This is a genomic window from Planomonospora alba (genome assembly GCF_039534085.1).
Classification (GTDB): Bacteria; Actinomycetota; Actinomycetes; order Streptosporangiales; family Streptosporangiaceae; genus Planomonospora_B; species Planomonospora_B alba.
The window spans coordinates 47,292-54,693 of sequence record NZ_BAAAUT010000049.1; the positions used below are offsets into that span (position 1 = coordinate 47,292).

The window sequence follows — 7,402 nt, forward strand, 5'->3', positions numbered from 1 at the left end:
CGCCGCGATGAGCCCCCGTGCCGCGCCGGGCCCCGGCCGTCCCTCAGGAGTCCTTCCGCAGGCGGCGCACCCGCCTGCGGGCCCGCCGCAGCAGGGTGCGCTCCAGCGCCCGGCGCGCCGCCACCGCCTCCAGGCGGCGCTGCTCGGCCTTCTCCCGCCAGCGCTCCGCGTCGCGCCGCCCCCTGTCCGCGGCGGCGCGCGCCTGCCGCAGCTCGGCCTTGAGCGCGGCGACCTGGCCGCGGGCGCGTTCGGCCTCCTTCCGGCGGGCCTCGGCCTCGGCGCGCCAGCGGGCGGCCTCCCGGTTGCGGTCGGACGCCTGCTCCGGGTAGGCCAGCCGGGCCGGGCGGAACGTCCAGGACTCGCCGTCCAGCCAGGCCGCGCCGTACAGGTCGGCGACCACGTCGTCCACGGACTCGCCGTCCCGGGCCACGAGCAGCGCGCGGGCCACCGCCGCCGTGCGCTCCAGCCGGGCGGCCACCACGCCCGAGTCGTCCTCGTCCAGGGCCAGCAGCAGCAGCCCCGCGCCCTCCCGCTCGGCCTGCTCGACCAGGAGCCGGAGCGCGTCGGCGCCGGGCACCCAGCCCGCCGGGCACACCAGGCGGAACGGCGCGGGCGCGGAGGTCGGGGCGGGCGCCTCGGTGAAGGAGACGCGGCCGTCGTGGGCGTACTGGGCGCGCACCAGGCGCAGGTCGAGCAGCGGATCGTCCAGGGGGGCGCGGCGGCCTTCGCCGAGCGAGGACCACGGGCCCGCGACGGTGACCGCGACGTCGGACAGGGTGCTCGCCAGCGCCCCGTCCACACTCGCCCGCACGTCCTCGAACCGGGCGCCGCGGGCGTCCACCACGACGTCGACGTACGGCACCAGCCACTGGCGGCCCGGGTCCGTGCGCAGCCTCCGCCGGCAGGGCACCCGGTCGGCGATGTAGGGCTCGTTGTGCCGCCGGACCTCGGCGGCGCGCCGCATGGCCGTGGTCGTGCCCAGATGCCAGGCCAGGGCCTCGCCCTCCGGGACGAACACCGCGCCCGCCTGGGTGAGCCGGTAGCCGAGGTCGGTGTCCTCGCCCAGCGCCAGCGAGGGGTCGTAGCCGCCCGCGGCCCGCAGCAGCTCCGCCGGGAGCGAGACCGTCGCGCCGACGTGGACGCGGTGCAGGAGCGCGGGAGGGGCGTCGCGCAGACCGCGGTGCGCGGCGACGAGCTCGTCGATCCAGGCGTGCCCCGGACCGGGGTCGGGCGTGAACAGGGCGCCGGCCCGGCCCTCGGCGACGGAGGTCCGCACCTCGCCGGGGGCGGGCGGGGGCCCCTCCGCCGCGGCGAACCGCAGCCTGCCGGTGACCACCAGGTAGCCGGCCAGGTGGTGCCAGCGCAGGTGGGCCTCCAGGTGCTCCCGGTAGGGCACGACGTCGGCGTCCAGCCGGTGGATCACCCGGCCCTCGGCGAGGGCCGTACCGGACTCCAGCGCCCAGGCGATGCCCCAGCCGCCGGGGGCGCTGCGGACCAGCCGGGTGCGCTCCGGCGCGATCTCCGGCAGGCGCAGCGGCGGCGCGCTGCCGTCGTCGACGACGATCACCTCCGTGAGGCGGGCCGGGTAGGACTGGGCGGACAGGGCGGCCAGGACCAGGTCGAGCTTCTCCTGGCCCCCGCGGGCCGGGACCACCACGCTCACCGTGAGGCTCGGCTCCCAGCCGCCGAGCGGGGGCGGGTCCAGCACGCCGTAGTCGTTGCCGGGGACGCGCGGCTCGCGGGCGGTCACGGCGCCCCCTCCGGCAGCTCCATGAGCGCGTTCGGCCGGAACCCCCGCCACTGGCGCCTGTTGCGCCGCAGGAACGTGCCGATCGGCTCGCGCCACGTGTGCCCCGTCACCTTGCCGCGCCGCAGGATGTAGCCCAGGCCGTGGGTGCGGTAGATCTGCCCGCCCGCGGCCTGGACGGCGTGCTGGAACTGGGCGTCGACCGTGCCCGGCAGCGGCCGGAAACCGCCCACGGCCTCGAACGCGGAGCGCTCGGCGAAGATCGTCCCACCGGCGATGAAGTTGGTGATCTGCTCGGTGACCTGCTCCCGGTGGACGGTCACGTCGATCGAGGCGAGGTAGACGAACTCCGGGACGGTGCCCACGACCTGCGCTCCCGAGTAGGAGTGGGCCAGCAGCAGGTCCGACAGGAAGTCCGGGCCGTACCAGTCGTCGTCGTCCATCTTCAGCAGGTACGACCCCGACGCCCGGGCGGCCGCCTCGTTGAGCACCGCGCCGAACACCGCGCCCCGGTCGGCCTCGACCACGGTGACCGGGCGCGCGAAGGACGCCAGCGCCTCCCGCACCTCCGGGTGGTCGGCGGGCACGCCGTGCAGGGCGAGGACCAGCTCCAGCTCCGCGCCCCGCTGCCGGTCCACCTGCGCCAGCGCGAAGCGCACCATCTCCGGGCGGCGGGTGGCCAGCAGCACCGAGGTCGCCGGCGCGGCCGTGCGGGGGGCGCCCAGCTGCTCCCAGCGCGCGCGCACGCCATGGGCGCGCAGGGCCGCGCGGCGCAGCCGGATGCTGTACTCCTCCCGCCGCAGGTCGTCCTCCAGATCGGCCGCGCGGACCGAGGCCAGCAGCCGGACCGGCTCCGCGCCGAGCGCGCCGGCCCAGGGCGGCACGGGGCCCGAGACGAGGGGGACGCCCGCCGCCGCCAGCCCCGCGAGGACCCGCAGCGCGGCCACCGGTCCGGTGTGCGCGCGCCGCCAGTCGACGCGGACCCCCCGGACCTGCCGGATCCGGTCGACGTCGGTGTCGGTGACGCACCCGGAGGCGGCGAAGCGGGTGAGCGTCCGCTCCCCGCAGACGACCGCCCACCGGCCGTCCTGCTGCCGCAGGTCCGCCATGCCGAGCGCCGGCACGGTGCGGAAGCCCGCGGGGTTGACCGAGCGGTCGTCCACCGGGGGCAGCGACCAGGGACCGGACAGGCCGGCGAGGCCCTCGCCGAGGACCCCGGCCCCGCCGGGGCGGCCGAGCCGCTCCCAGCTCACCAGGTCGTCCGCCGGGCGCTCGACGGGGACCTCCCCGCCCGCCCACGGTCCGGTCCCGGGGCCGGTGACGCGCAGGACCAGGTCGCCGCCGCGCGCGCCGAACCGCTCGGGGACGGGCCCGCCGGGGCCGGCGGGGGCCGCGTTCGGATCGCCGGGCCGCCAGTGCGCGGCCCCCGGGCCGGCCAGCCCGGCGACCGGCGCGGCCACGGCGTCCAGCCGGTGCCCGGCGAAGGCCCGGGCCGTGGCGGCCAGCGTGCGGCCCGCGGGCACGGGCTTGGTGAAGCGGGCGTCCACCGCCCACGAGGCCCCGTCGGGCCGGTACACGCGCAGCTCGGCCAGGGCCCGCCAGCGGTGGGCGGGAGTGGGCGACAGGACCGGCGCGGTGCAGGAGGAGGGCGTCTCGGCCACCGCGACGACGACCCGTGCGGCCGCGGGGAGCAGCGCCTGCAGGGTCGCGGCCCGGCGCAGGTCCGTCGGGGTCCGGGCGAGGACCAGCACCTCGGCGGCGTCCTCCGCGGGGCCGGGCGCGCCGGACAGGTCGCCGTCGAGGTCCACCGCGTACTCCGGGGCGGGCGCGGCGGTCCCGTGCGGGTCCGCGGTCTCGAAGCCGACGCGGTAGACCAGGACGCGCCGCCCGGGGTTCCGGTCGGCCGCCGCGCGGACGAGGCCCGCCAGGGGAGCGTCCGGGGGACCGGCCGGGAGACCGGACGACGGGACGGCGGAGGGGCCGGTGGAGGGGCCGGCGGCCGGGCGGGCGGTGGAGGGGCCGGAGGGCATCAGCCGGCCCCGTCCTGCCGCCGGGCGGCCGGGACGAAACCGAGCAGGGGGACGCGGCGCCGCCCGGCCCGGGCCTCCTCGACCTCGGCCCGCAACCGGTCGTTGTCCGCGCGCAGCTCGTCGAGCTCCCGCCGGAGCCGCAGGGCCTCCCGCTTCCAGCGCGCCGTGGAGGCCTGCCAGCGGGAGAGCTCGCCGGTGGCCGGTTCCGCCTCCCCGGCGCGGGTGACGCCGAACTCCTCGGCGCCGGCCCAGAACGAGCCGAACAGCTCGTGCACCAGGTCGTCGAGGGCGCGGGGGTCGTCCGGGACGTCCGCTCCGCCGGGGCCGCTCCCCGCGACGCCGTCCGGTCCGCCGGGGGAGGCGCCGTCCGCTCCTTCCCGCCCTTCCCAGGAGGCCGCCAGCGCGGCCCGGGCGAAGGCGGCGGTGCGCTCCAGCCGGGCGGCGAGGACCCCGTCGGCGCCCTCGTCGAGCGCGACGCTCAGCAGCCCGTACTCCTCGCGCCGGGCCAGGTCCGTCATCCGGGCCAGCGCGTCGGGCCCGAGCACCCACCCGGCGGGCAGGAGGAGGCGGAACGGCGCCGGGGCCGACGTGGCCGGGAGCCGCCCGGCGAAGGAGACGCGGGGCTCGTGCTCGTAGAGGTTGCGGACCAGCCGCAGGTCGAGCAGCGGGTCGTCCAGGGCGGAGCGGCGCCCGCCGGTGAGCTCGTGCCACGGCCCGAGCACGGTGACCGCGGCGTCCGGCAGGGTCCCGGCCAGCGCGGCGTCCACGCTCGCGCGGACGTCCTCGTAGCAGGCGCCGCGGGCGTCCACCACGACGTCGACGTACGGCACCCGCCAGGTCCTGCGCGGATGGGTGCGCAGCCAGCGCAGGTCGGGGATGAGGTCGGGCAGCACCGACCAGTTGTGCCGGTGCACCTCCTTCTCCCGCTGCATGACCGTGGACGGGCCGAGGTGCCAGCCGCGGGCCTGCGGGTCCGGCACGAAGACCGCGCCCGCCTGGGCGAGGCGGTAGCCGAGGTCGGTGTCCTCGCCCATGTGGAGCGCGGTGTCCACCCCGCCGGCCGCCCGGAGCAGGGCGGCGGGGACGGAGGTGGCGGCGCCGCTGTGCAGGTGGAAGGCGCCGGAGCCGGCCTCGCGCAGCCACCGGGTGCGGGCCAGCAGGTCCGCCCGGTAGGCGTGCGGAGCCGCCTCGGGGAACAGCTCGGCCGTCCTGCCCGCGCCGGTCGCGGCGAAGATCTCCGACGGGCCGGGCGCGGTCCCCTCGGGGGTGAACAGGACGTCGCCGAGGACGACCGTGCAGGGGGACAGGTGGTGCCAGCGCAGGTGCGCCTCGACGTGCTCGCGGTCGAGGACCGTGTCGGAGTCGACCCAGTGCACGATCTCGCCCTCGGCGGCGGCGGCGCCGGTACGGCGGGCCCAGCCCCGCCCCCACCGGCCCTCGGGCACGCGCACGATCCGGGTGCGCGCGGGGGCCAGGGCGGGCACCCGCAGGGCGGGCGAGCTGCCGTCGTCGGCGACGACCACGTCCATCAGGTGCGCGGGGTAGCTCTGCGCGGCCAGCGCGGCGAGGGTGCGGTCCAGCGCCTCCTGGCAGTCGCGGGCGGGGATCACCACGCTGACCGTCAGGCGCGGGGACCAGGCGCCCAGGGCGGGCGGCCGCAGCGGCGTGTAGTCGTTGTGCCTGATCCGGGCCCCGGGCGACGGCCGTCCGCCGTGTCCGGGAGCCGGGCGGGCCGCCGTCACGTCCCGCTCTCGGCGGCGGCCCGCCGGCGCGCGGGCTCCGGGGCCGCGCCGTCCGGGCGGGGCAGCAGGTCGGCCAGGCGCGCCACCTCCTGCCGCAGGGACATCGCGTGCAGGCGGTCCTCGCCCAGGGACGCGAGGATCTCCCGCAGGTCCTCGTCGTGCCGGTGGCGGCGCTCCGCGAGCAGGCCGGCGATCTCGTCGAGCCGGGCGTCGAGCCGCTCGGTCGCCGCGGAGAGCCGGGCGAGCTCGGCCTCGCAGCGCTTCGTACGGGCGTCGACGCGCATCGCCTTGCCGTCCGCCCGGCGGACCGTCAGGAGGACGAGCGCCTGCGCGCCGAGCAGGAGCAGGACGACGCCCAGCACGACGGCGTCCGAGGCGGGGACGGCACCGGTGGCCGCCAGCGCCGCCAGGGCGGCCAGGGCCAGGCAGCCGCCGGCCGCGGCCGGGAGCACCAGTTGTCGGGGCGTGGGCATCCGTGCGTACCTTCCGTGCGTCGTCGTCATCCGCCGCCGTCCTCCGTCGGCGGAGTGCGCGGGAGGCGTCCGCCACCCGGCTGCGGATGCGGCTGCGGGGCAGAATGTAACGTTTCTAACTCAATGGAAGCTGAGTGGTTCCTGGGTGCGGGCTCGCCGTCCAGGATTCCGGCGATCCGGCCAGTAAGGGTAGCCGGGGCGCGGAACCCCTCCCACCGCTCGACGGCCCGCTCCAGGAACCACTCGTCCCGTTCCTGCCAGGTGTGGTCGCCGGGTCGGCCCCGGCGGATCAGGAAGCCGAGGCCGTGCGTCTGGTAGATCCGCCCGCCGGCCCGCAGCACCGCCGCCAGGAGCTGGCCGTCGACCGTGCGCGCGATGGGCCGGAAGCCCCCCACCGCGGCGAACGCGTCCCGGGGCATGAAGATCGTGCCGCCGGAGACGAAGTCCTGCCAGGTCTCGCTGGCCCACCGGTGCCGGACGGTCGTGTCGGGCCCCTCCAGGTAGAACAGCTCGGCGGCCGCGCCGGTGACCTCCGCGCCGGTGTAGAGGTGTGCCAGGTGCATGTCGGCCAGGTGGTGCGGGCCGTACCAGTCGTCGTCGTCCCACTTGGCGAGGTAGTCGCCGCCCGCGCGGTCCGCCGCCAGGTTGAGCACCTCGCCGAAGGGCGTCGCGGCGTCCGCCTCCACCACCGTCACCGGGTACGGCCCGGCGGCCGGCGCCTCCCGGAGCACGTCGCCGGGGCGGAACCCGTGCGCGGCGAACACGACCTCGGCGTCGACCAGGCGCTGCCGGGCGATCTGGGAGAGCGCGAAGCCCGCCAGCTCCGGCCGCCGGGTCACCAGCAGCACCGAGACCTTCGGCCGCGCGGACCGGGCCCGGGCGCCGTGTGCGAGCAGGGCCTCCCGCCGCAGGGCGATGCTGTGCTCCTCGCGCCGCAGGTCGTCGGCGAGCAGGTCCGGGGTGGCGCTCTCCAGCAGGCGGGCCGGTCCTTCGCCGAGCGCGGCGCGCACCCCCGGGGGCACGCGGCGGCAGAGCAGGGGCACTCCGGCGGCGGCCAGGGCCGCGATGAGATCCGCGGTGCCGTACCGGTCGGCCGGGTCAGGGGGCTGCGCCGCCCGCGCGGACCCCGGGGGCGCGGCGACGCCGGCTGCCTCCGGCGCCGGCCAGCCGACGCGCAGCGCGCGCAGCGGGCGGAGCCGGGCCACCTCCACGCCGGTGACCGGTCCGGGAAGGGCGGGCAACTCCGCCACCGGCGTGCCGTCCAGCACGGCCTCCCAGCGGTCGCCGCGCCACAGCAGGTCCGCGATGCCCAGCTCCGGCCGGGTCGTGAAGCCGACCGGGTTGACCACCAGCACGTCCACCGGGCGCTCCGGGCGCCCGACCGCCCCGGCCGGCCCTCCCGCCCGGACC

5 protein-coding genes are annotated in these 7,402 nt (G+C 78.6%); all 5 read right to left on the bottom strand.

What is annotated here, in order from left to right; genetic code table 11:
- Positions 1-43: 43 nt before the first annotated feature.
- Positions 44-1,750 (bottom strand): glycosyltransferase, encoded by a 1,707-nt coding sequence (locus ABD823_RS25870; RefSeq protein WP_344863932.1) that lies wholly within the window; start codon positions 1,748-1,750, stop codon positions 44-46.
- Positions 1,747-3,777: a glycosyltransferase gene (locus tag ABD823_RS25875; protein ID WP_344863934.1), complete on the bottom strand. Its 2,031-nt coding sequence runs from the start codon at positions 3,775-3,777 to the stop codon at positions 1,747-1,749. Before ABD823_RS25875 ends, ABD823_RS25870 begins: the two co-directional genes overlap by 4 nt.
- The gene (locus ABD823_RS25880) at positions 3,777-5,519 is read right to left on the bottom strand and encodes a glycosyltransferase (RefSeq protein ID WP_344863936.1); all 1,743 of its coding nucleotides are present in this window, start codon (positions 5,517-5,519) and stop codon (positions 3,777-3,779) included. The genes ABD823_RS25875 and ABD823_RS25880 overlap by 1 nt, the downstream gene beginning before the upstream one ends.
- Positions 5,516-5,992, bottom strand: a complete 477-nt coding sequence (locus tag ABD823_RS25885; protein ID WP_344863938.1) for a hypothetical protein — start codon at positions 5,990-5,992, stop codon at positions 5,516-5,518. Before ABD823_RS25885 ends, ABD823_RS25880 begins: the two co-directional genes overlap by 4 nt.
- Positions 5,993-6,018: 26 nt before the next feature.
- Positions 6,019-7,402: glycosyltransferase family 2 protein (locus tag ABD823_RS25890; RefSeq protein ID WP_344863940.1), on the bottom strand; the 1,384-nt coding region annotated here is incomplete at its 5' end.

Bases quoted from the DNA above. Each gene is read 5' to 3' on its own strand.
- ABD823_RS25875 (WP_344863934.1), bottom strand. From the start codon at position 3,777: ATGCCCTCCGGCCCCTCCACCGCCCGCCCGGCCGCCGGCCCCTCCACC.
- ABD823_RS25885 (WP_344863938.1), bottom strand. From the start codon at position 5,992: ATGCCCACGCCCCGACAACTGGTGCTCCCGGCCGCGGCCGGCGGCTGC.